Below are 20,238 nucleotides of genomic sequence, written 5' to 3' on the forward strand. Positions count from 1 at the left end.
GGGCGCGGGCGGCGCTCAGGGCCCCGCGATCAGGCCCTTTAGCATGCCCACAAGGCGCGCAGGATCGAGCGGCTTGGCGAGCACCGGGCCGGCGGCCATCGCCGCAGGAAGCTGGCCGGCGGTAAAGCCGGTCACGATGATGAAGGGAATTCCGCGCGCGGCCAGCGCCGCACACACCGGCAGGCTGCTTTCCCCCCGCAGGTTCGCATCGAGCACTGCCGCAGCGCAGCTCTCCTCGCCCGCCAGCAGCGCGAGGGCGGCAGCGACGGTCGCACAGGGTCCGAGCACGCCGAACCCCGCGCCCGCGAGCGCTTCGGCCACGTCCTGGGCGATGAAATATTCGTCCTCGACGACGAGAATGCGCGCGCTCATGTCCCGTCTCCTAGCGCAAAGGCGCTCCGGGTTCATCCTGTTCGATGATGGCGGCGAGCGCGCAGTCCATCCGCCATACAAAGCCGGCGGGCTCGAAACGGATCTCGACGCCGGCATCGAGGCTGTTTCGCACCATGTCGCCGATCACCACCGAGCCGAAGCCGCTCGCGGCAGGCGGGCTTATGGGCGGCCCGCCGCGTTCCTGCCAGACGATCGTGACGCGCGCCGCCGCGCCCGGGCCGCTGCATTCCCAGCGCAGCAGGACCTCGCCCCCGTCCTGCGACAGCGCGCCGTGCTTGCCGGCATTGGTGGCGAGTTCGTGGAGCGCCATGCCGAGCGTCTGCACCGCGTGGGGGCCAAGCGCGATGTCCTCGCCCTCCAGCAGGATGCGTGTGCCCAGCAGGTCCTTGTAATGGCCCCGCTGCGCCGTCACCAGCGCCCGCAATCCGACCCCGCGCCAGGCGTTTCTGACCAGCAGGTCCTGCCCGGTGGCGAGCGACTGGATGCGTGCGGCGAAGTTCTGCAAGAAGGTCTCGTGATCGGCCCCGCTGGTGCGCCGCGCGACCGAGAGCACCACCGCGAGCAGGTTCTTGGCGCGGTGGTTGACCTCGCCCAGCAGCAGGCGGATGTGGCTTTCGCGGTCCTTTTCCTCGGTGATGTCGAGATTGGTGCCGACCACCCACTCGGTTATCCCGTCCGCCCCGGCCCTGGCCACTTCGACCGCGCGCAGGTGCCGCACCCGGCCATCATCGCCGCGCAAGATGCGGAATTCACGGGTGCTTTCGGAGCGGTTCCTGACCGTCTCGGCAAGGATCTGCTGCTGGCGGGCGAGGTCTTCGGGATGGACCCGCGCATTGTATTCCGCGATCCCCGGCGTCTCGTCTTCCCTCTCGGCGATCCCGTAGAGCGCCAGCATCGTGTCGTCGCCGTAGACCTTGCCGCTCGGCACGTGCCACTGCCAGATGCCGATCCCGGCGGTGCGGGTGGCAAGGTGGGTCTTGACCTCGCTCTCGCGCAGCGCTTCGAGCGCGCCGCGCAGCTCCTCAGCCTGCCGCTGGTTGGCGACGCGCTCCTCGCGCAGGCGGCGGTTGGCGACGCGCATGCCGTGGATCAGCGCCAGATCGGTAGCGACCACAAAGACATAGAGCCCGAGCGCCACCTCGGCTCCCGCAAGGCTGAAGCTGCGGTTGGGCGAGATGTAGTAATACCACGCGACCAATCCGCACAGCACGCCCGAGACCAGCCCCGCGCGCAAGCCGAACAGGAAGGTGGTAAGGATCACCGCCGGGAAGAAGGTCACATAGGGAAAGCCCGGCGGCAGCAGCGGATCGACCAGCGCACGCGCACCCCACGCCGCGCCGAAGATCGCGAGGGTCCCGGCCAGCCGCGCGAGCGGGCTGAACCCGGCGACCTCGACCCGCTCGATCCATGCGAGCGGGCCGGAGTGACCGCGATGATCGGAACCGGCTTTGGCCATGGGTTGTCCCTGCATCCTCCTGCCGCAAGCGCGCGGCGGCCCCGATGACCGCCGCCCTTGCCGGCGATTGGCCCGCAAATCGCGGCAAGGTCAAGCCTGCCCGGTGCGGGACCGCCGCGGTGCGCGGCGCGGCTTGGGGATTGGCGCGCCTTGCCGCGTGACGCGCCCGCCGCGCTGCGCTATCCCCCGGGGCGATCATGCTGACCCGTCTCTCGATCCGCAATGTCGTCCTCATCGAAGCGCTCGATCTCGATTTCGCGCGCGGGCTGGGCGTGCTGACGGGCGAGACGGGGGCGGGCAAGTCGATCCTGCTCGATGCCTTGGGCCTGGTACTGGGGGACCGGGCCGAGACCGGGCTGGTGCGCGCCGGCGAAGACCGTGCGAGCGTCACCGCCAGCTTCGAATTCGCCGTTCTGCCCCGCGCCATCGCCGCCGCGCTCGATGATGCCGAGATCGCGCTCGAACCGGGCGAGCCCTTGATGATCCGCCGCCAGGTGCGTGCCGATGGCGGGTCCAAGGCCTTCATCAACGACCAGCCGGCGAGCGTCGCGCTGCTGCGCGAACTCGCGCCCGCGCTGGTCGAGCTCCACGGCCAGCACGACGACCGCGGCCTTGTGAACCCGCGCGGGCACCGCGTGCTGCTTGATCGCTATGCCGGGACCGATGTCGCCGGGCTCGAACGCGCCTATGCCGAGTGGGCGCGGGCCGAGGCGCAATTGTCCGAGGCCCAAGGGGCGGTCGAACAGGCCAGGGCCGATCATGACCTGCTCATCGCCCACCTTGCCGAACTGTCGGCGCTGGAGCCGGTCGCGGGCGAGGAAGCGCGGCTCGCGGGCGCGCGGGCGGACATGCAGAAGGGCGAGAAACTGTCGGGCGACCTTTCGGACCTGCGCCATCTGTGGGAGGGTTCGGATTCGCCGCTCGCGGCGCTGCGCGTGGCGGCGCGGCGCTTGGACCGGATCGCCGAGCAGCATCCGCTCTTGGCCGAGGCGCTCGCTGCGCTCGACCGCGCGGTGATCGAGGCGAGCGAGGCCGAAGACAAGCTGCGCCTCGCGGCCGAAGCGCTGGTCCATGATCCGCTGGCGCTGGAACGCGCCGAGACCCGACTGTTCGAGCTGCGCGCCGCGGCCCGCAAGCACCGCTGCGAGGTCGATGACCTGCCAGACCTCGCGCGCACCATGCGCGCGCGATTGGACGCGATCGAGGGCGGGGAGGCGCAGCTCGATGCCTTGGAGGCCGCCGCCAAGGAGGCGCGCCTTGCCTATGTCGGGGCCGCGGGCAAGGCTCATGCCGCGCGGGTCGCGGGGGCCGAAAGGCTCGACGCGGCGGTGGCGGCGGAGCTGGCGCCGCTGAAACTCGATGCTGCGCGCTTCCGCACCAGTGTAACGGCCCTGCCCGAGGAACGCTGGGCGGCGAGCGGCATGGATGCGGTCGAGTTTCTCATCTCGACCAACCCCGGCGCGGATTTTGCGCCCCTGAACAAGATCGCCTCGGGCGGCGAATTGTCGCGCTTCATCCTCGCGCTGAAGGTTGCGCTCGCCGAAAAGGGCGGGGCGGCGACGATCATTTTTGACGAAATCGACCGCGGGGTCGGGGGCGCGGTGGCAAGCGCGATCGGTGAACGTCTGGCGCGGCTCGCTTCGCAGGAGGGGCAGTTGCTGGCGGTGACGCACTCGCCGCAGGTCGCGGCGCGGGGCTCGCAGCACTACCTGATCGCCAAGGCCTCTTCGGGCACGGTGACCAAGACGTCCGTGGTGCTGCTCGACCACGCCGGCCGGCAGGAGGAAATCGCGCGAATGCTCTCCGGTGCCGAGGTGACGCCCGAGGCGCGGGCGCAGGCGGACCGGCTCTTGGAGGGGGTGTGATGCGCCCCACTGTTGCGCTCCTCCTCCCCCTCCTCCTCGCCGCCTGCTCCCCCGCCACAGCCCCCGAGGAGGCCCCTGCCGCCGTGCAGCCGAACAACGCGACCTATGGCACCGATGCCAACCTTGCGGCGTCGAAACCTGACGCGATCCTGCGCTATGCCGATCATCCGCGCGGGTTTGCCGAACTCAGGCTTCCTGAGGGGGACGGCCCGTTCCCGCTGGCGGTGATCTATCATGGCGGGTGCTGGAAGACCGGCATCGCCTCGCAGGCCTACATGGCCCCGCTGGCGACCCGCTGGCAGCAGCTCGGCATCGCGACGCTCAATGTCGACTATCGCGAGGTCGGGGACGGGGGCGGCTGGCCGGGGTCCTTCGCGGACTGGGCTGCCTCTGCCAAGCTGATCGATGAGGTCGCGGCGAAATACCCCATCGACCGCGCCCGCGTCACGCTGGTGGGCCATTCGGCGGGGGCCTTGCCGGCACAGTGGCTGGCGAGCGCGCAGGGGGCGGACAGGCCGGTCGGCAAGCGCACTGCGCTCGAAGCCCGCGCCGCCATCGTGCTCGACGGTCCCGGCGATGTCGGGGCCGAGCAGCCGGCCTTCGACGCGCTGTGCCAGTTCTCGGCGGTCGCGCCTTTCATCGGCGACGAGGCACCCCGGCGCCTTGCCGCGATCTCTCCGTCCGCCGCAGAGCCGCAGCTTGCCCAACTGCTGTTTGTGCAGGCGAAGCTCCCCGCGCCTTCTGCCGCGACGCAGGCCGCCCTGGCGCACGGCGGCGCGCGCGTCACGGTGCGCGAGAATGCAGGGGCGAGCCATTTCGCCATCATCACCCCCGGCAACCCGGTCTACGAAGCCAACGAGGCGGCGATGCTGGCGGTCATCAAGTGACCGATTGCTCCGGCCTGCCGGCGCGCTAATCTGCCGATACACACCGGGGGAGACGACCATGAAGCACCTGTTTGCCGCGACTTCGCTGGCCGCCATGCTTTCCGCTTGTGCGCCGGAGGCGCCGCCAGCCGTCAGCGTCGCGGTCACCGACAACGACACCGCCAATTACAATCCCGTGTCGGTCAACACCGTGCCGTCGGATCCGCCCACCGCGCGCATCGCCTATGGCAGCGCATCGGCGCGGCAATATGGCGAGCTGCGGATCCCTGCCGGAAAGGGCCCGTTCCCCCTCGCGGTGCTCTATCATGGCGGGTGCTGGGCGGGGATGGGGGGCACGCAGAACCTTGCGGCGCTGGCGGGTTTCCTGGCGAAGAACGGCATCGCCACCTGGTCGCCCTCCTACCGCGAGCTCGGCTCGGACGGGGGCTGGCCCGACACCTTCGCCGACTGGGCGCAGGGCCTTGCCTATGTGAAGACCCTCGCGCGCGGCTATCCGCTCGATCTTGATCGCATTACGCTCGTGGGCCACTCGGCGGGGGTCACGCCGGCGGTGTGGCTGGCGAGCGGCGACAAGGGCGATGCGATTGTCGCAGGCGATCTGCCACAGGTGCGCGGGGTGGTGGCGCTCGACGGGCCGCTGGCGCTCGGGCCCTTTGTCGGGGTGGACGCGGCGATCTGCGGCGAGCCGGTGATCGCGCCGCTGGTCGGCGGCACTCCGGCCGAGCTGCCGGGGCGCTATGCGATGCTCGATCCGGTCACCAATCCGCCCCTCGCGCGCCGCATGCTGGTGGTCGATGGCGCGCTGCCCGATCCCGATCCGGCGACGCTCGCCGCGCTGCGCGGACAGGGAATTGCGGTCGAGGTGATCCGGGTCGACCAGCAGCAGCATTTCAACCTGCTCGTGCCCGGCACGGCGGATTTTGCCGCCATCGGGCCCGCGCTGCTGGACATTGCGAAGGCGCGGTGAAAAAGCTGCGCGCATGAGCACTGAAGGCATGACCGAGGCGGAGGCCGCCAACGAATTGATGCGGCTGGCGAAGGCGATCGCGCATCACGACCGGCTCTACCACGCCGAGGACAGCCCCGAGATCACCGACGCCGAGTATGACGCGTTGGTGCGGCGCAATGGCGATCTGGAAGCCGCCTTCCCGCATCTCGTCCGCGCGGATTCGCCAAGCCGCAAGGTCGGCCACGCGGTTGCCGTCTCGCCTTTGGGCAAGGTCACGCATGAAGTGCGGATGATGAGCCTCGACAATGCTTTCTCTCCAGAAGAGGTGGCCGAATGGCTGGCGCGGATGCGGCGCTTTCTCAACCTTGCCGACGATGCTCCTCTGGCCTGCACCGCCGAGGACAAGATCGACGGCCTGTCCTGTTCGCTGCGCTACGAGAACGGCAAGCTGGTGCGCGCCGCAACGCGCGGTGACGGGCAGGTGGGCGAGGACGTGACGGCCAACGTCGCGCACATTCCCGATATTCCGCAAGAGCTCCCCGCAGGCGTTCCGCAAGTGTTCGAGGTGCGCGGTGAGGTCTATATGGAAAAAAAGGCTTTTGCTGCACTCAATGCTGCGCAGCATGAAGCGGGCGGAAAGCTCTTCGCCAACCCCCGCAATGCCGCTGCCGGGAGCCTCCGCCAGAAGGACGCGGGCGTCACCGCCAGGCGCCCCTTGCGGTTCTGGGCGCATGGCTGGGGCGCGGCCTCGGCGGTCCCGGGCGAAACGCAGAGCGAGGTGGTAGCGAAGCTCAGGGAGTGGGGCTTTCCGGTCTCGCCGCTCTTCACCCGGATTGAGGGCGGGGCAGAGGAACTGGTCGCGCATTTCGATGCCATCGGCGCAGGCCGCCCGGGCCTTGCCTATGACATCGACGGCGTCGTCTACAAGCTCGACCGGCTCGATTGGCAAGAGCGCCTCGGCTTCGTCGCCAAGGCCCCGCGCTGGGCGCTGGCGCACAAATTCCCGGCCGAGCGCGCCGAGACCATCGTCGAGGCCATCGACATCCAGGTCGGCCGCACCGGCAAGCTCACCCCCGTGGGTCGCCTCGCGCCGGTGCTGGTCGGCGGGGTGACGGTCACCAACGTGACGCTCCACAACCGCGACGAGATCGCCCGGCTTGGCCTGCGCGTCGGCGACCGGGTGGTGATCCAGCGCGCGGGCGACGTCATTCCGCAGGTGGTCGAGAACCTGACCAGAGAGGAACCGCGCGCGCCGTTCCTGTTCCCCGACCACTGCCCGCAATGCCGCTCCGAAGCCGTCGCCGAGGACGGCGAGGTCGATGTCCGCTGCACCGCCGGGCTTATCTGCCCGGCCCAGCGCACCCAGCGCCTTGAACATTTCGTCAGCCGCAAGGCCTTGGATATCGAGGGGCTGGGCGAGAAGACCATCGCGCAGTTCTTCGCATTGGGCTGGCTCGAAAGCCCCGCCGACATCTACCGCCTGCGCCGCCGCCGAGCCGAGGTCCTGAGCCTCGAAGGCTGGCAGGACAAGTCTGTGGACAACCTGTTGGCAGCCATCGAGACCAAGCGCGCGCCCGATGCCGCGCGGCTGCTGTTCGCGCTCGGCATCCGCCATGTCGGCGAGGTGACCGCGCGCGATCTGATGAAGCATGTCCACGCGCTGCCCGCGCTGCGTGAGCTAGCCGAGCGCGCCCATGCCGGCGATGCCGAAGCGGCGGGCGAACTCACCGCCATCGACGGCATCGGGCCGAGCGTTGTCGAGGCATTGGGCGATTTCTTCCACGAGCCGCACAATGTCGCCGTATGGGAGGACCTGCTCGGTGAAGTCACCCCGCCGCGCTACGAGGTCAAGACCGTCGCCTCCCGGGTGGCGGGCAAGACCGTGGTCTTCACCGGCAAGCTCGAGACGATGAGCCGCGACGAGGCCAAGGCGCAGGCCGAACGCTTGGGCGCAAAGGCGGCGGGCAGCGTCAGCGCCAAGACCGACCTGCTTGTCGCCGGGCCCGGCGCGGGCTCCAAGCTCAAGAAGGCCGCCGAACTCGGGATCGAGGTGACCGACGAGGCGGGCTGGGCAGCGATCGTCGCCGAGGCACTGGGTTAGGCGCGGCCTGCGACAAAGCGGCTGACTTGCCCGCTTGCCTGTGGCATCACCGCAGCGTCTTGGCAGGGGGGCGGGTTTGTCCGAACGCATCGCCATTGTCACGCCATACTGGACCGAACCGCACGAGGTGATTGCGCGCTGCATCGCCAGTGTCGCCGCGCAATCCATCGCCTGCGATCACCTGCTTGTTGCCGATGGCGCGGCGCAGGACCGGCTCGATGGCGAGGCCGTGCGCCACTTGCGGCTTGACCGCAACCACGCCGACCATGGCAATGTCGCGCGCGCGATGGGCGCGCTGCTCGCGGCGGGCGAGGGCTATGACGCGATCGGCTTTCTCGATGCCGACAACCGCATCGATCCCGATCATGCCGCGCTGTGCCTTGCGGCTGCGCGCGAGGCGCAGGGCCCCGATTTCGTCGTCGCGCAGCGCCGGTTCGAGCTGCCCGGCGGAACCCCCGTCGCGATCGGGGACGAGCCCGGGCTGGTCGACACCAACTGCCTGTTCCTGCTGCCCGGCGCCTTTCCGGTGATCGCGCGCTGGGCGCTGATCCCGGCGCCGCTTGCGCCCATCGGTGACCGCGTGTTCCATGCCGCGCTTGTCGCCGCCGGCTGCCGCATGGCCCGCACCATCCGCCCGAGCGTCACCTATGTCAGCCACTGGGCGGTGCATTACGCGGCCAGCGGCGGCGCGGTGCCCGCCGGGGCCCGCTCGCTCGATATGGCCGCGATTGCCGCGTGGCTCGCCGGCATCTCGCCCGATGAACGCCGCGCGCTCGATCACCGCGTCGGCGCGCGGATCGGGCTGGCGTGACGGGGGCAGGGGCAGGGGCAGGGCGGGGCGAGGAACGGTTCGCCGCCCGGGCAGTCTCATGGTAGGACAGACCGGGCAGGCGGGACGCACTGGCACCGTCTACGCCAATGCGGCAAGATCAGGGTGAGAGGCAGGGCAGTGGGGGAACGGACATGCTGAGGCTCGCCAAGGTGCTCGCGGCGCTGGTGCTGGTTGCGGTGGCGGGGCTGGCAATGGCCTGGGCGACCTCGCCCGATCCCAGGGGCAATCCCGCCTCCTTCGAGGCGGCAGCGCTCGTCCCGCAGCTGGCCCCGCTTGGCGAGGCAGTCACGCTTGCGGCCTATCGCGGGGATGACGGAAAGGCGGCGACGCTGCTGGTCACGGGATTTGATCGGGCCTCGGTCACCGGCATCCCGCTCGCGGTGCTGGGGGCGACGACGACTGGCGATCCGCTGCGCGATCTCGCCTCGCTCCCGCGCCTGCCGGATGCTGCCGATCCCCTGCCGGCGAGCCCGCGCCTCAGCCTCACCTATGATGCGCTGCTTCCCTCGGCGCCCCCGGGCCTCGTCCATATCGGCACCGGCACGAATTTTCCCGAACACGCCGCCGAATCGCGCAGCGGGGCGGTGTTCCAGTTTCCCAAGTTCGGGTCTGCCACCCCCGCACGCACGCGGATCGCGGCGCAGCCTCGCATCCTGCTCGATTACGAAGTCGAATTGTGCATGCGCTTCGACCGCGACATCGCCAGCCTCGCTGATTTCGACGCGGCCATGAAGGGCGTGTTCCTGTGCGGCGATTTCACCAATCGCAATGCGCTGGTGGCGCTTGCCGATCCGGACAATCTCGATTCGGGCTACGGCTTTTCCGACAGCAAGAGCGGCCCCGGGCAGTTCCCGTCCGGTCCTTTCCTCGTGGTGCCGCGCGACTGGAAGCGGTTTGTGGCCGGAGTGCGGATGACCACGGCGGTCAATGGCGACATGCGGCAGGATGCGCGCGGGCGCGAGATGGAGCTGGATTTCCGCGCGCTGGTGGAAAAGGCGCTGGGCGACATGAGCCGCGCACGGTTTCTTTATCGCGGCGCTTTCCACCGGCTTGCACCTGAGGGGCGGATCACGGCGGACATGACGGTGATGTCGGGCACGAGCGAGGGCGTGATCTTCACGCCGCCCACCCGCGCCGACCTGATCGAGGGGCTGCTGGCCTATGGCCGGGCGGGCGGGCCGGCATCGGGGGAAGGCCTGGTTGAGACCGTCAAAAGCGTGTTCGTCGCCAACGAGCTGGCGAGCGGACATTTCCTCAAGCCGGGTGACCGGGTGAGCCACGGGTCGGATCGGCTCGGAGACATCGTGGTCGAGGTGACTGCGCCTTGAGCGATCTGCTCACCGAACTCCGCCCTCAAGCCTCGCGCATCGCCGCGCTGCTGCGCGCGCGCGGCGAGAAGGTCGCCGTCGCCGACGGCGCGACCGGAGGCCTGATCGCGGCGAGCCTGCTGACCGTGCCCGGCGCGCTCGACTTTTTCGTGGGTGGCGGGGTGGTCTATTCCTTCCGCGCGCGCGACGTGCTGTTTGCTCTCCCGCGCGAGGCCTACAAGGGGATGCGCGGGGCGAGCGAGGAGTATGCGCTGCTCCAGGCCCGCGCGATCCGCGACAATTTCGGCGCGGAATGGGGGCTGGCCGAGAGCGGCTCGGTCGGCGGTTCCTCGCATCCCGGCGGTGCGCCCGCCGGCCGCAGCGTCGCCGCGCTGGCGGGCCCGGCGGGCGAGCACACGCGCCTTATCGAAACCGCCTCGGATGATCGCATCGCCAACATGGCCGCCTTCACCCGCAACGCGCTGGCGCTGCTCGACGAGGTGCTGGGGGGCGAGGGCTAGGCAAGGTCACTGTCTGGCAAGGCTTTTCCCCCTACAGTCGGGGCATGGCAAGCAAGAGGCGCTGCGGGATCATGGCGGGATACTTCACCAAGCTGATGCGCGATCTGGAATCGCCGGTCGAAGTGCGGCGGTTCGGATCGGGGTGGTTTGCGGGCTTCTTCGCGCTGCTTTTCGCTGTGAGCGGCTTTGTCATGGTGGCCGCCCTGAAGTTCCCGGCGCTCTTCACCACCCCCGAATTGCAGGTGGTGCGCGACTGGGCGGGTTTTCGCACGGCGCTCCACGCGATGCTGCTGGCGAGCTATGCGCTGGCGCTGCTCAGCCTGCTGCTGCGACCGAGGAAGGTGCTGGGCTTTACCGCGCTGATGATCGGGCTTGGCGCGGCGCTGCTTGGCGGGGCTTCGGTCGAGCCCGACGCGGCACCGGGCTGGGGGATGTTCTTCGGGATCGACTTCTTCATCGTCAACCTGCTCGCCACCGGCTTCATGTTCGCGCCGCTCGAACGCTTCGTGCCCCACCGCCGCGAGCAGCGTCTGTTCCGCAGCGAATGGCGCGAGGACCTGTTCTACTTCCTCGTCAGCTCGATGTTCGTGCAGATCCTCGCCTTCCTCAGCCTCGCGCCCGCGCAGATCATCAATGCGAATACGGGCAGCTGGGACGTCTTGCGCGCCGGTGTGGCGAGCCTGCCGTGGGCGGTGCAGTTCGCGATCATCCTCGTCGTCTCGGACCTGCTGCAATACTGGTATCACCGCCTGTTCCACCAGGTCCCGTTCCTGTGGGGCTTCCATGCGGTGCACCATAGCACCACGGCGATGGACTGGCTGGCGGGATCGCGGATGCACGTTGCCGAGATCGTGCTCCTGCGCGCGGTAACCTCGCTGCCGCTGTTCACGCTCGGCTTTTCGCCCGCGGTGATGCAGGCCTATCTCGGCTTCATCTATGTCTGGTCCTCGCTGCTCCACGCGAACGTGGGGGGCAATTTCAACCGGCTCGGCCACTGGATCGCGACGCCGCGCTTCCACCACTGGCACCACGGATTGGAGCGCGAGGCCTTCGACGTCAATTTCGCGATCCACTTCCCGTGGATCGACAAGCTGTTCGGCACCTTCCACCTGCCGCCGGACCGCTGGCCCAGGGACTACGGCATCCCCGAGGATGTGCCGAAGGGCTATGGCGGGCAGTTCCTCTACCCATGGACCCGCACCGGCAAGAAGACCGACGAGGAAAGCGGGGCCGAGCCCGCGGAATAATTTTCGCGCAGGCGTCGAATCCCGCTTGGCAGGCGCGTCTCCATGTCAGAGCCTTGCCATGCCGGCAGGTCCGATGACGGAGACGTGACATGCAATTCATGCTGATGATCAACGAGGATGAAAGCGCCTATGCCGGCCCCGGGGGCGCCGCGCTGATGGAAGCGACGCTGGCGGGCCACATGAAGCTTGCCGAGGATCTGGTCGCGGCCGGCATCCCCTTTTCGGGCGAGCGGCTGAAGCCCGCCGCCACTGCCACCACGGTGCGTTCCGACAACGGCACGGTGACCCTGCATGACGGCCCCTTTGCCGAGACCCACGAGGAACTGGGCGGCTTCTACATCATCGACGTGCCGGGCCTCGACGAGGCGCTCGAATGGGCAAGGCGCATTCCCGTGCCCAGGGGCGGGGTCGAGGTGCGCCCGGTCTGGCCGATGGGGCCGCAAGGCTGAGCGCGGCGGCGCTGGCCGAGGCGATCATGGCGGCGCGGCCCCGGGTGGTGGCCGCGCTTGCCGCCGCCTTGCGCGATCTCGATGCGGCAGAGGATGCCTTTTCGGAAAGCGAGGCGCGCTGCCTCGCGCTGCCCGAACCGCCGCGCGATGTGCCCGCATGGCTGTTCGTCGCCGCCAGACGCCGCGCGCTCGACGGGATCCGCAAGGCCGCCGCCGCAGGGCGCCACGCCGAGGCATTCGCCCAAGTGACCGACATGGCCGATATCATCGCGCTGCCCGAACCCATCCCCGACGAACGCCTGAGGCTGCTGTTCATCTGCTGCCACCCGGCGCTGGCGGCCGAGGTGCGCGCGGCGCTTGCGCTGAAGGTGATCTGCGGGCTGCCGACCGACCGGATCGCGCAGCTGTTCCTCGTCAGCGAGCCCGCCATGCTCCAGCGCATCACCCGTGCCAAGGCCAAGGTGCGCGAAGCGGGGATCGCCTTCGGGCTGCCTGCGCGCGGGGCCTGGCCCGAGCGGCTGGGCGCGGTGCTGCTGGCGCTGGAGCTCGCCTTCACCGCTGCCTATGCCGATGCCGCCGGCGAGCTTGCCGCCGATGTCGGCGAGGATCTGGGCGCCGAGGTCGAGCGGCTTGCGCTGCTGGTCGCCGAACTTCTCCATGACGAGCCCGAGGCGGCAGGGCTCGCCGCGCTGGTGCTGCTGGCCCGCGCGCGGGCCGGGGCGCGGCTGGACGCGGAGGGCGCGATGGTGCCGCTTTCGCAGCAGGATACTGCGCGGTGGGACTTTGCCCGGATCGCGCGGGCGCGGGCGCTGATGGAGGCGGCTGCGCGGGCGGGGCGCTCGGGGCCGTGCCAGGTGATGGCCGCGATCCAGCTCGCCCACACCCGCCGTGCCTTCGACGGCGTGGTCGATTGGAGCGCGGTGCTGCGGCTTTTCGATGTGCTGCTGGCGCTTCGTCCCTCGGCGATGGTTGCGCTCGGCCGCGCGCTGGCACTGGCGCAGGTTGAGGGGCCCCAAGAGGGGCTGGCAGCGATCGAGGCGCTTCCCGCCGGGCGCCTCGCGCTGACGCGGCCCTACCATGTCGCGCGCGCCGATCTGCTGGCAAAGGCCGGGCGCACGGCAGAGGCGGCCGCGGCGCTCGACGCGGCCCTCGCGCTCGGACCGCCGCGCGCCGAGCGCCTGTGGCTCGAACAGCGCCGCCACATGACGGGGGCGGGCTGACGGGCCGCCCGGCTTGCCCGTGCCACGCCCTGCCGCCGCCTGCTGAACAGGGTTAGGGTCCCGGGCGGCAACCGCCCCTAGCCGGGCGCCATGAACATCGAACCCCGCAGCTTCCTCGCCGCCGAGGAGGCCGGCGCCCCCGCCGACGCTCCCGCGGACGCCTCTCCCCTATCGCCCGCCGGCGCGCTTGCCGCCCATATCGAGGCGGCAGACTTCCCCTGCGTGGGCGCCAAGTCCGCACTCGCGCAGGACGGCTTGCAGGTCGAGACCGCGCGCGACATCACGCGCGGCGCGGATGATGCGCGCATCCACCGCGCGCTTGCCCGGTGGAGCATGCTGCCCGCCGATGCCGCGCCGGAATTCCGCAGCCTCGCGGTGGTCTTTGCCGGCCCCCCTGACCTCGACGAGCGCGATTTCGAGGCCGCCTTGTGGGCGCGGCTCGGCAGCCTTGCCGCATTGGACCGGGCCGCCGGCTTCGCGCCCGAGCCCGGCTTCAGCAGCGATCCGGCCGACGCGCATTTCGCGCTGAGCTTCGGCGGCAAGGCCTATTTCGCGGTCGGCCTCCACCCCAACGCCTCGCGCCGCGCGCGCCGCCTGCCGTTCCCGGCAATCGTCTTCAACCTCCACGAACAGTTCGCAAGGCTGCGCGAAGAGGACCGCTACGAGCGGATGCGCGAGGTGATCCTCGCCCGCGACGTCGCCTTTAACGGCGCGCCCAACCCGATGCTCGCCCGCCACGGGACGATAAGCGAGGCGCGGCAATATAGCGGTCGCGCGGTCGAGGAGGGCTGGGTGTGCCCCTTCGCGCCGGAGCGGCCCCGGTGACCGGGCGCATCGCTCCGCGCAGCGGCACCGCGCTGCGGCTCGCCCGGGGCGACATCCTGACCGTGATCGACCCGCAAGGCGGGCAGGTCAGCGATCTTGTCGCGGTGGCTGCCAGCGATCCGGGCGAAATCATCTCCAACGGGCGGACCTTCGATTACGAGGAGACCGTGCGCCTGACGACGGGCTCGCGCCTGTGGTCGAACCGTTCGCGGGTGATGCTGACGGTCATCGCGGACACCGCGCCCGCGCATGATTTCCTGCTGACGCCGTGTTCGCCAGCGACCTTCCGGCATTTCTATCCCGACAAGCCGGTGCACCGCGGCTGCTTCGGCAATCTCGCCGAGGCGCTCGGCCCCCACGGTGTCACGCCCGACATGATCCCTTGCGCCTTCAACATCTTCATGAACGTGACCCTTGCTCCTGACGGCAAGCTGGCGGTGCTGCCCCCCGAAACGCGCGCGGGTGACTTCATCAAGCTGCGCGCCGAGATGGACCTCGTGATCGGCCTCACCGCGTGTTCGGCTTATGCCTCCAACGGGGGCAGCTTCAAGCCGATCGACTTCGCGGTGGAGCGGGCGGGGTGAGGCCTATCCGGCCGGTTCGGCAGCCGGTCCGGCCGCGCGGCCCCGCGTCGTCACCTCGCGAAACGTCTCGCGGTAGCGCGGGTGTTCGGTGCCCATCCAGCGGTCCCACCAGGTGAAATAGAAGCCGTAATTGTGGCCCGAGGAATGGTGCAGGTCGTGGTGCGTCGTGGTCGCGATCCAGCCCGTCCACGGATTGTCGACCCAGCCGGCGGGGAACAGCTCGCTGCCGGCGTGCGCCATCACGTTGCGGATCATCTGGTGCCAGATGAAGAACAGTATCGCAAAGCCCGCATAGGCGATGCCGAGCATGCTGGTGAGCGCCAAGAACACCGGCACGAAGGCCACCTCGATCACCGCCTCGGTCATGGTGAAGCTGTAGGCGGTCCACGGCGTCGGAGTGCGCGACTTGTGGTGGTGGAGGTGCGCGGCGCGGAACAATCGCTTGTGATGCATCGCCCGGTGCGCCCAGTAGAACCACGCGTCATGCGCGAGCACGATCAGCACGAACTGCCAGGCGATCGTCCACGCGCTCGCCGGCTGGACCTTCATCAGGATCACCCCGGTCTCGCGCCCGACCAGGATCGCGAGGGTGACGACCGCATAGACGCCCACGGTGCGCATCGAGGAAAGGAGTTCGCGCGCATAGTCACTGCGCGAGGGCTGGCGCCCGCGCTGGATCTTCCGGTTCTCGGCAAACCCGCGAAACACGAGGAGCAGCAGCGACAGCCCCCCCGGCCGCGATGAGATAGCGGCCGAGATCGAAATAGAGCACCCGCGTCATGTGCTGGGCAACGAGGTCGATCATGGAAGGCGCGGCGGCGGACATGGGAGGTGTCGTAACGCAAAAGCGGCGAATGATCATCACCTGATCGCGCAGGCAGGCAATGCTAGCGCGCGCGCCGCCTGCGCAGCCACAGGATCGCCCAGTCGCCGCGCTGGAGCCTGGCAGCCATGCGGAAACCTGCGCGCTGCATCGCCCGCTTGACCGCCGCTTCCTGTTCTCCCGCCAGAAGCCCTGCGAGCAGCAGGTTGCCGCCGGACGGCACCGCCTTGCCGAAATCGGGGGCGAGGCTGACCAAGGGCCCGGCGAGGATGTTGGCGATGAGCAGGTCGTAGGGCCCGCGCAACTGCAGCAAGGGATCGTCCATCCCGTCGGCAACGATCATCACCGCCTCGCCGGCGCCCGCACCCATCGGGACATTGTTGAGGATTGCGTTTTCCTCGACCACGCCGGTGCAGACCGGGTCGATATCGGTGAGGGTGAGGAAGATGCGCGGCCACATGGCGAGGGCGGCGAAGCCGAGCAGCCCGGTGCCCGTCCCGATATCGGCGACATTCCACGCCACCACGCCGCTCGCCCTCATGTGGCCGAGCATCTCGAGACACCCGGCGGTGGTCTTGTGCTGGCCGGTGCCGAAGGCTTGGGATGCGGGGATGACAAAGTCTACAGCCAAGGGATCGGGAGGATAATCAGGGGTGTGGACATGGAAGCGCCCGGCGCGGATCGGGGGCGCGTTGTGCTGGCTCAAGGTCACCCAGTCGGCAGGCGGCAGTTCCTCGATGGTGATGTCGGGTGCCGTCCCTTCGAACAAGCCGGCGAGCGCGGCCTTTTGGGCCGTGCCGGGTTTCCTCGGATACCAGGCTTCGAGCACCCAGTCGTCGGGGCGGTCCTCGGCCTCCTCGCGGCCGGCGATGACGAGTTCGTGGTCCCAGTCGTCGGTCAGGTCATGCGCGAGCAGCGCCGCCTGCACGACGGACTTGGGGGCATGGGCGCTGAGTTTCCAGGTGGTGTCGGCGGCGGCCATTTCAGCGGACAAAGCTCGCTCCGTTGGCGTCGATCACCGCGCCGGTCATGCTGGGAGGCGCATCAAGGGCGCAAAAGGCGATGATCGCCGCGATTTCCTCTGGGGTGGCGACGCGGCCCAGCGGGATGTCGGCGAGCAGCCCCGGGCCCCCGCGCGAGGCGAGGTAATCGCCCGCCATCGATGTGTCGGTGAAGCCCGGGGTCACCGCAAAACTCAGGATGCCGTCCTTGGCATAGGCGCGCGCAATGGTCTTGTGCATCCCGATCATGCCGCTCTTGGCGGCGGCATAGTGCCAATGGGCCGGGCTGTCCCCGCGGTATGCGGCGCGGCTGGCGACATGCACCAGCCTCCCTGCAAAACCGCGTTCCTGCCAGTGCAGCACCGCAAACCGCGAGAGCTGCGCCGCGCTGGTCAGGTTGACGCGCAGCGTGTCCTCCCAGGCATCGAGCCATTCGATGTCCGAGCGCTCCAATCGGTTCGCCTCGAAGCGGCCCGCGTTGTTCACCACCACGTCGATCTCGCCGTGTGCAAGGTTCATCGCCTGGTCCCACAGCGCGTGCGATCTCAGCGGATCGCCGAAATCGGCAGCGATGATCGGCGCTGCCCCCTCCGCCGCCACGCCGCGCGAGGCCCCGCCTGACGCATGGCCGATCACCTTCGCGCCGCGCGCGGCCAGTGCCTCGAGCGCCGCCCTGCCAATTCCGCGGCTTGATCCGGTAACGAGAATGTGTCCCATGCAAGCCGCTATCCGAAACTTTGCAAGCCATGTCCACTGCTCGCCGCTTGCCTCGCGCGCCAGCGGCGTTAAGTGGGAAAACCGGAAACAGGGACAGACGGGATCACCATGAACCAAAGACCGCTATCGCCCCACTTGCAGATCTGGCGCTGGGGGCCGCACATGCTCGTATCGATCCTCCACCGCGCGACCGGCGACGGCATGGCGCTGGTGGGTCTCGGTGTGCTCCTGTGGTGGCTGGGTTCGCTGGCGAGCGGGCCGGAATCCTATGCGACGTTCCAGGGGGCGATGGGCTCGCCGCTCGGGCTGCTCGTGCTGGTCGGCCTGTCGTGGGCGTTCTTCACCCACATGATGAGCGGCCTGCGCCACTTCGTGCTCGATATCGGCGCGGGCTACGAGCTCGACATCAACCGCACCTGGTCGGTCGCGGCGCCGGTCATCGCGATCATTCTCACCGCGGCCTTCTGGGCCGTGATCCTGCTGGCCTGAGGGGGACCAAGCACATGGGCAACGGAACTTCCATCGGCCGCGTGCGGGGCCTGGGTGCGGCGCATGAAGGCCCGCATCACTGGCTCCTCCAGCGCTTCACCGCGATCGGCAACCTGGTGCTGATGAGCTGGCTGCTGGTCAGCCTGATGCTGCTGGGCGACTATGGCTATGCGAGCGTCGCCAAGTGGCTCACCCACCCGATCAACGCGACCGCGATGATGCTGCTCGTCACCAGCCTGTTCTGGCACGCGCGGATCGGCCTCCAGGTGCTGATCGAGGACTACATCCACGACGGCGGATCGAAATTCGCGATCATCGCCGCGCTCAATCTTGCAACCATCGGCGGGGGCGCCTTCGGGATTTTCAGCGTCGCCGCACTCGTATTCGGAGGTAAGGCGTAATGGCCACCGCAGCACCAAAGGGCACCGCGAATGACGTCGGAGGCGCGCATCTGAAGGGCGCCTATACCATCGTCGACCACACCTATGACGTGGTCGTCGTGGGGGCGGGCGGATCGGGCCTGCGCGCCACCATGGGCGCGGCAGAAGCCGGCCTGCGCACCGCGAACATCTCCAAGGTTTTCCCGACGCGCTCGCACACCGTGGCCGCGCAGGGCGGGATCGCCGCGAGCCTCGGCAACAATTCGCCCGATCACTGGACCTGGCACATGTACGACACCGTCAAAGGGTCGGACTGGCTGGGCGATCAGGACGCGATTGAATATCTCGCGCGCGAAGCACCCGCAGCGGTCTACGAACTGGAGCACGCGGGCGTGCCGTTCAGCCGCAACGAGGACGGGACGATCTACCAGCGCCCCTTTGGTGGCCACATGCAGAACATGGGCGCCGGCCCGCCGGTGCAGCGCACCTGCGCCGCGGCTGACCGCACCGGCCACGCGATGCTCCACGCGCTCTACCAGCAGAGCCTCAAGTATGACGCGGACTTCTTCATCGAATATTTCGCGCTCGATCTCATCATGGATGAGCGCGACGGGGTGAAGCAATGCGTCGGCGTGATGGCGATGTGCCTCGATGACGGCAAGATCCACCGCTTCCGCGCCCAGTCTGTGGTGCTGGCGACGGGCGGCTACGGGCGCTGCTACTACACCGCCACATCGGCCCACACCTGCACCGGCGACGGCGGCGGGATGGTGCTGCGTGCCGGGCTCCCCTTGCAGGACATGGAGTTCGTGCAATTCCACCCGACCGGCATCTACGGCGCGGGCGTACTCATCACCGAAGGCGCGCGCGGCGAGGGCGGCTACCTCACCAACTCGGAAGGCGAGCGGTTCATGGAGCGCTATGCCCCGTCCGCCAAGGACCTCGCCTCGCGCGATGTCGTGTCGCGTTCGATGGCATTGGAAATGCGCGAAGGGCGCGGCGTGGGGCCGGATGGCGACCACATCTACCTCCACCTCGACCACATCCCCGCCGAAACGCTCGCCCAGCGCCTGCCGGGGATCACCGAGAGCGGCAAGATCTTTGCCGGCGTCGACCTCACCCGCCAGCCGCTGCCGGTCACCCCGACGGTGCATTACAACATGGGCGGCATCCCGTGTAACTATCACGGGCAGGTCGTCACCCTCGGGCCGGACGGCAACCCCGATCAGGTCATCCCCGGGCTCTACGCCGTGGGCGAGGCGGCCTGCGTGTCGGTGCACGGCGCGAACCGCCTCGGCTCCAACTCGCTGATCGACCTCGTGGTGTTCGGCCGTGCGACCGGCCACCACCTGCGCGACAGCCTGAAGCCCAATGCCAAGCAGGCCGAGCTTCCGGCGGACAGCGCGGAGTTCGCCCTGACCCGGCTCGATCACTTCCGCTACGCGCAGGGCGGCTCGCCCACCGCGCAGATCCGCGCCGAAATGCAGAAGGCGATGCAGAAGCACTGCGCCGTGTTCCGCGACCAGAAGCTGATGGACGAGGGCGTCGCCAAGCTCGCCGAGCAGAACAAGCGGATGGAGGACATCCACGTCACCGACAAGTCGCTGATCTGGAACTCGGACCTCATCGAGACGCTCGAACTCGACAACCTCATGGCGCAGGCCAACGTCACCATGGCGAGCGCCGCCAACCGCAAGGAAAGCCGCGGCGCCCACGCCCACGAGGACTACCCCGAGCGCAACGACAAGGAATGGATGAAGCACACCATCGCCTGGTTCGACGGCTGGGGCGGGCGCGGCTCGAACAGCCGCATCGATTACCGCCCGGTGCACGAATACACGCTGACGGATGATATCAAGTACATCGAGCCCAAGGCGCGGGTGTATTGAAACAAGCAACCGGGGGTGATTATGTATTGGTTTGGTTCAAAAGAGAGGGAAAAGCTTACTACTGCCGCAAAACTCGTCGATCCTGCTGAAAGGCGCTATGTATTCGATAGTTTTTTGCGGTGTATAGATCGCGAAGAGAGTCTGATACATTATCGTCTTACTTGGGGTTTGCAGTGGAACGCTGCCGTGTATTGGAGCCCTCTTTTTCATATATAATGTTGAACTTTCTTTTACTTGGTTGGGGCTGAATTCCGACCAGTTTGTAAAGGTGGTTGGTACATTGTTGTGCATTTTTGGGATGTT

General features: G+C 68.7%; 21 protein-coding genes. 15 read left to right on the forward strand and 6 right to left on the reverse strand.

The genetic code is table 11. The annotated features are described in order from the left end of the window. Positions 1–15: 15 nt before the first annotated feature. A complete protein-coding gene (locus D620_RS0109400) occupies positions 16–372 on the reverse strand; it encodes a response regulator (RefSeq protein WP_017665545.1) in 357 nt (118 codons plus the stop codon). A 10-nt stretch (positions 373–382) separates the two neighbouring features. Further along, the gene (locus D620_RS15805) at positions 383–1,849 is read right to left on the reverse strand and encodes an HWE histidine kinase domain-containing protein (RefSeq protein WP_017665546.1); all 1,467 of its coding nucleotides are present in this window, start codon (positions 1,847–1,849) and stop codon (positions 383–385) included. Between the two features lie 197 nt (positions 1,850–2,046). Between D620_RS15805 and recN the strand changes: the two genes are divergently transcribed. From recN to D620_RS0109470, 12 genes are all read left to right on the forward strand, one after another. Next, positions 2,047–3,714 (forward strand): DNA repair protein RecN, encoded by a 1,668-nt coding sequence (gene recN / locus D620_RS0109415; protein WP_017665548.1) that lies wholly within the window; start codon positions 2,047–2,049, stop codon positions 3,712–3,714. Next, positions 3,714–4,601, forward strand: coding sequence for an alpha/beta hydrolase family protein (locus D620_RS15810; protein WP_017665549.1), 888 nt, complete (start codon positions 3,714–3,716; stop codon positions 4,599–4,601). The genes recN and D620_RS15810 overlap by 1 nt, the downstream gene beginning before the upstream one ends. A 58-nt stretch (positions 4,602–4,659) precedes the next feature. Then, positions 4,660–5,568: an alpha/beta hydrolase gene (locus tag D620_RS15815; RefSeq protein WP_017665550.1), complete on the forward strand. Its 909-nt coding sequence runs from the start codon at positions 4,660–4,662 to the stop codon at positions 5,566–5,568. Between the two features lie 13 nt (positions 5,569–5,581). Further along, positions 5,582–7,651, forward strand: a complete 2,070-nt coding sequence (gene ligA, locus D620_RS0109430) for an NAD-dependent DNA ligase LigA (protein WP_017665551.1) — start codon at positions 5,582–5,584, stop codon at positions 7,649–7,651. Between the two features lie 76 nt (positions 7,652–7,727). Beyond that, positions 7,728–8,462 carry a glycosyltransferase family 2 protein gene (locus D620_RS15820; protein ID WP_017665552.1) on the forward strand — a complete coding sequence of 245 codons (735 nt, stop codon included), beginning with the start codon at positions 7,728–7,730 and terminating at the stop codon, positions 8,460–8,462. A 152-nt stretch (positions 8,463–8,614) separates the two neighbouring features. After that, entirely contained in the window at positions 8,615–9,811 is a 1,197-nt protein-coding gene (locus D620_RS0109440) for a fumarylacetoacetate hydrolase family protein (RefSeq protein WP_017665553.1), read from the forward strand. Then, the gene (locus D620_RS0109445) at positions 9,808–10,311 is read left to right on the forward strand and encodes a CinA family protein (protein ID WP_017665554.1); all 504 of its coding nucleotides are present in this window, start codon (positions 9,808–9,810) and stop codon (positions 10,309–10,311) included. Before D620_RS0109440 ends, D620_RS0109445 begins: the two co-directional genes overlap by 4 nt. A 44-nt stretch (positions 10,312–10,355) precedes the next feature. Further along, positions 10,356–11,558 (forward strand): sterol desaturase family protein, encoded by a 1,203-nt coding sequence (locus D620_RS0109450; RefSeq protein WP_017665555.1) that lies wholly within the window; start codon positions 10,356–10,358, stop codon positions 11,556–11,558. 89 nt (positions 11,559–11,647) lie between these two features. After that, on the forward strand, positions 11,648–12,007 hold the full coding sequence (locus tag D620_RS0109455) for a YciI family protein (protein WP_017665556.1): 360 nt from the start codon (positions 11,648–11,650) through the stop codon (positions 12,005–12,007). Positions 12,008–12,033: 26 nt separating this feature from the next. Then, entirely contained in the window at positions 12,034–13,227 is a 1,194-nt protein-coding gene (locus tag D620_RS0109460) for an RNA polymerase sigma factor (protein WP_017665557.1), read from the forward strand. A gap of 90 nt (positions 13,228–13,317) precedes the next feature. Next, positions 13,318–14,052, forward strand: coding sequence for a guanitoxin biosynthesis heme-dependent pre-guanitoxin N-hydroxylase GntA (gene gntA / locus D620_RS0109465; protein ID WP_017665558.1), 735 nt, complete (start codon positions 13,318–13,320; stop codon positions 14,050–14,052). After that, entirely contained in the window at positions 14,022–14,636 is a 615-nt protein-coding gene (locus tag D620_RS0109470; protein WP_017665559.1) for a DUF1989 domain-containing protein, read from the forward strand. The genes gntA and D620_RS0109470 overlap by 31 nt, the downstream gene beginning before the upstream one ends. Positions 14,637–14,639: 3 nt before the next feature. Here the strand turns inward: D620_RS0109470 and D620_RS15550 are convergent, their stop codons facing one another. From D620_RS15550 to D620_RS0109485, 4 genes are all read right to left on the reverse strand, one after another. Beyond that, positions 14,640–15,257 (reverse strand): sterol desaturase family protein, encoded by a 618-nt coding sequence (locus D620_RS15550; RefSeq protein ID WP_233992045.1) that lies wholly within the window; start codon positions 15,255–15,257, stop codon positions 14,640–14,642. 25 nt (positions 15,258–15,282) lie between these two features. After that, a complete protein-coding gene (locus tag D620_RS16805) occupies positions 15,283–15,441 on the reverse strand; it encodes a hypothetical protein (protein WP_233992047.1) in 159 nt (52 codons plus the stop codon). 82 nt (positions 15,442–15,523) lie between these two features. Beyond that, positions 15,524–16,441 carry a 50S ribosomal protein L11 methyltransferase gene (locus tag D620_RS0109480; protein ID WP_017665561.1) on the reverse strand — a complete coding sequence of 306 codons (918 nt, stop codon included), beginning with the start codon at positions 16,439–16,441 and terminating at the stop codon, positions 15,524–15,526. Position 16,442: 1 nt separating this feature from the next. Then, positions 16,443–17,177 carry an SDR family NAD(P)-dependent oxidoreductase gene (locus D620_RS0109485; RefSeq protein ID WP_017665562.1) on the reverse strand — a complete coding sequence of 245 codons (735 nt, stop codon included), beginning with the start codon at positions 17,175–17,177 and terminating at the stop codon, positions 16,443–16,445. 108 nt (positions 17,178–17,285) lie between these two features. Between D620_RS0109485 and sdhC the strand changes: the two genes are divergently transcribed. The 3 genes from sdhC to sdhA are packed head-to-tail and all read left to right on the forward strand — an operon-like array spanning position 17,286 to position 19,935. Next, a complete protein-coding gene (gene sdhC, locus D620_RS0109490; protein WP_026092094.1) occupies positions 17,286–17,666 on the forward strand; it encodes a succinate dehydrogenase, cytochrome b556 subunit in 381 nt (126 codons plus the stop codon). A 14-nt stretch (positions 17,667–17,680) separates the two neighbouring features. Continuing rightward, on the forward strand, positions 17,681–18,067 hold the full coding sequence (gene sdhD, locus D620_RS0109495; RefSeq protein WP_017665564.1) for a succinate dehydrogenase, hydrophobic membrane anchor protein: 387 nt from the start codon (positions 17,681–17,683) through the stop codon (positions 18,065–18,067). Beyond that, a complete protein-coding gene (gene sdhA / locus D620_RS0109500) occupies positions 18,067–19,935 on the forward strand; it encodes a succinate dehydrogenase flavoprotein subunit (protein WP_017665565.1) in 1,869 nt (622 codons plus the stop codon). The genes sdhD and sdhA overlap by 1 nt, the downstream gene beginning before the upstream one ends. Positions 19,936–20,238: the final 303 nt, after the last annotated feature.

This window comes from Porphyrobacter sp. AAP82 (genome assembly GCF_000331285.1).
Taxonomy (GTDB): Bacteria; Pseudomonadota; Alphaproteobacteria; order Sphingomonadales; family Sphingomonadaceae; genus Erythrobacter.

Bases quoted from the DNA above. Each gene is read 5' to 3' on its own strand.
- D620_RS0109400 (WP_017665545.1), bottom strand. From the start codon at position 372: ATGAGCGCGCGCATTCTCGTCGTCGAGGACGAATATTTCATCGCCCAG.
- D620_RS15805 (WP_017665546.1), bottom strand. From the start codon at position 1,849: ATGGCCAAAGCCGGTTCCGATCATCGCGGTCACTCCGGCCCGCTCGCA.
- recN (WP_017665548.1), top strand. From the start codon at position 2,047: ATGCTGACCCGTCTCTCGATCCGCAATGTCGTCCTCATCGAAGCGCTC.
- D620_RS15810 (WP_017665549.1), top strand. From the start codon at position 3,714: ATGCGCCCCACTGTTGCGCTCCTCCTCCCCCTCCTCCTCGCCGCCTGC.
- D620_RS15815 (WP_017665550.1), top strand. From the start codon at position 4,660: ATGAAGCACCTGTTTGCCGCGACTTCGCTGGCCGCCATGCTTTCCGCT.
- ligA (WP_017665551.1), top strand. From the start codon at position 5,582: ATGAGCACTGAAGGCATGACCGAGGCGGAGGCCGCCAACGAATTGATG.
- D620_RS0109440 (WP_017665553.1), top strand. From the start codon at position 8,615: ATGCTGAGGCTCGCCAAGGTGCTCGCGGCGCTGGTGCTGGTTGCGGTG.
- D620_RS0109450 (WP_017665555.1), top strand. From the start codon at position 10,356: ATGGCAAGCAAGAGGCGCTGCGGGATCATGGCGGGATACTTCACCAAG.
- D620_RS0109455 (WP_017665556.1), top strand. From the start codon at position 11,648: ATGCAATTCATGCTGATGATCAACGAGGATGAAAGCGCCTATGCCGGC.
- D620_RS0109460 (WP_017665557.1), top strand. From the start codon at position 12,034: ATGGCGGCGCGGCCCCGGGTGGTGGCCGCGCTTGCCGCCGCCTTGCGC.
- gntA (WP_017665558.1), top strand. From the start codon at position 13,318: ATGAACATCGAACCCCGCAGCTTCCTCGCCGCCGAGGAGGCCGGCGCC.
- D620_RS15550 (WP_233992045.1), bottom strand. From the start codon at position 15,257: ATGCGCACCGTGGGCGTCTATGCGGTCGTCACCCTCGCGATCCTGGTC.
- D620_RS16805 (WP_233992047.1), bottom strand. From the start codon at position 15,441: ATGATCGACCTCGTTGCCCAGCACATGACGCGGGTGCTCTATTTCGAT.
- D620_RS0109480 (WP_017665561.1), bottom strand. From the start codon at position 16,441: ATGGCCGCCGCCGACACCACCTGGAAACTCAGCGCCCATGCCCCCAAG.
- D620_RS0109485 (WP_017665562.1), bottom strand. From the start codon at position 17,177: ATGGGACACATTCTCGTTACCGGATCAAGCCGCGGAATTGGCAGGGCG.
- sdhC (WP_026092094.1), top strand. From the start codon at position 17,286: ATGAACCAAAGACCGCTATCGCCCCACTTGCAGATCTGGCGCTGGGGG.
- sdhD (WP_017665564.1), top strand. From the start codon at position 17,681: ATGGGCAACGGAACTTCCATCGGCCGCGTGCGGGGCCTGGGTGCGGCG.
- sdhA (WP_017665565.1), top strand. From the start codon at position 18,067: ATGGCCACCGCAGCACCAAAGGGCACCGCGAATGACGTCGGAGGCGCG.